A 1,609-nucleotide genomic window follows, 5' to 3' on the forward strand; every position below is an offset into this window, starting at 1 on the left:
GCAAAATATGCTGACGCTTTGCGCAGGATCTCATTCGCCTGGCGCAGCTCCCGGTTTTCACGTTCAAGCGCCTTGATACGGTCGCGTTCCTCGGTCGTCACGCCGTCGCGCATGCCGCTGTCTTTCTCGGCCTGCTTGACCCATCCGCTCAAGGTCTGGGGAATACAGCCGATCTTGGGTGCAATGGCCGCAATCGCGCCCGCCTGCGTTTCATACGAACCTTGATGTTCAAACACCATCCTAACCGCACGCGCGCGGACCTCAGGTGAGTGGCGATTTGCCATTTTGCTTTTTGTCATAACCATCATCCTTACTTAAGTTGATGGTCTCCGACAAACTCGGGGCGATTCACATCCAATGCCCGGCGAATGAACGACTTAGAGGCCGCTTGTCGGGTTATTCATGCTCTTTGGGGGCAGGTGTAGGCTTAACCAGCTTGCCTAGCTTTTCGTTGAACTTCGCTTCGTCGTCGTCCGTCCCAATCTCGCGGGCGGCTTCTTTGAAGCGGTCTAGTTGCTCAGTGGATTTGCTGTTCATACTTTGTCGGCCTCCAAAATTTGACATCATGCACGATTAGATATGGGTCTTGGTCTTCGTAAAGAACAGTCAAGCTAGGCATTTCGTTTGAAACTGAGCCTTGAAAAACAAACGATCTGGTCTTTCCGCTTTCTGTAACCGCAGTGCCAACATCAGGATCATGTGCCATGACCCAAGTTGCGGCTTCCCAAGCATCGTTAGCTCTTTCCCAAAGTGCCTCGGCTTCATTCAATGCAAGCCTGACCGCTTCCTGTTCAACGATCTGCCTTTTCATTAAGGCAGGCCAAGCTCTCTAGCTCTACGCATTGCCCACTCAAGTTCCTCACCCTTCGGGTCACGCACTCTTTCGGCTAAGACGGACGATAAAGGCAACTCATCGCCTTGTCGTGCGATTTCCCAACCATAATCGTGGGACATCTCGCTGACCTCTTGTGCGGTCATTTCAGAAACGACCTTAACCCAATAATTCAGGCTCTGGGCTTGGCTTTCGCTCAAAAGCCCAGGCTCAGGGGGGCGCAATCCCTTCACGCGCTTTATAGAGCGGTTGTAGTGCCGCTCATCAAAGCACTGAATTCGTCCCTCAGCTTCCAGCTCTTGAAACCATTTTTCATAGTTGTGCAATCGAGGTCCGTTGGTGTCTCTCACATACTTTGCGCCAGAGAAATTAACACCATCCACTAGGTACTGCTTTGCCTCAAAAAACCACATCACCTTGTATAACTTGGTGCGGCCAAACCCCTCCTTGTCACGAGTTGCATAGGCAATCGTGTGTATCAGGTTTTTCAGCTTTTCCTTATCAAGACGCACTTCGTAGAACCTCAGCTTGGGGCGCTTACATAGTCATCCGCCGTAGGGTTTTCCAGCACGCGCTCACGCTTGCTGATTATAGAACAAGCGCTTGCCTTTTGCACTGACTAAAGCGATCTGCCCCCGTTCTGCATCGTCAATACCGTTCGCAATGCGGTTGTTGTAACGGAAGTCGAACTCCGCAGCGTAGCGGTGCAGGTGCTGCTTGCCGCAGTGCTGATACACACCCTTCATGCCGCGCTTGAAGATGCTGTAAAAGCCTTCA

5 protein-coding genes are annotated in these 1,609 nt (G+C 51.8%); all 5 read right to left on the bottom strand.

Annotated elements, in window-relative coordinates; all coding sequences use genetic code 11:
- Positions 1-299: transposase (locus tag ACFWW2_RS16140; protein ID WP_393929583.1), on the bottom strand; the 299-nt coding region annotated here is incomplete at its 3' end.
- A 97-nt stretch (positions 300-396) separates the two neighbouring features.
- Positions 397-537, bottom strand: a complete 141-nt coding sequence (locus tag ACFWW2_RS16145) for a hypothetical protein (RefSeq protein WP_393929585.1) — start codon at positions 535-537, stop codon at positions 397-399.
- Positions 518-811, bottom strand: coding sequence for a hypothetical protein (locus ACFWW2_RS16150; protein ID WP_393929587.1), 294 nt, complete (start codon positions 809-811; stop codon positions 518-520). Before ACFWW2_RS16150 ends, ACFWW2_RS16145 begins: the two co-directional genes overlap by 20 nt.
- On the bottom strand, positions 811-1,344 hold the full coding sequence (locus tag ACFWW2_RS16155) for a type II toxin-antitoxin system antitoxin SocA domain-containing protein (protein WP_393929589.1): 534 nt from the start codon (positions 1,342-1,344) through the stop codon (positions 811-813). The genes ACFWW2_RS16150 and ACFWW2_RS16155 overlap by 1 nt, the downstream gene beginning before the upstream one ends.
- 63 nt (positions 1,345-1,407) lie before the next feature.
- Positions 1,408-1,609 (bottom strand): transposase (locus tag ACFWW2_RS16160; RefSeq protein ID WP_393929591.1); only part of this gene is annotated, 202 nt, incomplete at its 5' end.

It is taken from the genome of Yoonia sp. R2-816 (assembly GCF_046762905.1).
Lineage (GTDB): Bacteria > Pseudomonadota > Alphaproteobacteria > Rhodobacterales > Rhodobacteraceae > Yoonia.

Bases quoted from the DNA above. Each gene is read 5' to 3' on its own strand.
- ACFWW2_RS16150 (WP_393929587.1), bottom strand. From the start codon at position 811: ATGAAAAGGCAGATCGTTGAACAGGAAGCGGTCAGGCTTGCATTGAAT.
- ACFWW2_RS16145 (WP_393929585.1), bottom strand. From the start codon at position 537: ATGAACAGCAAATCCACTGAGCAACTAGACCGCTTCAAAGAAGCCGCC.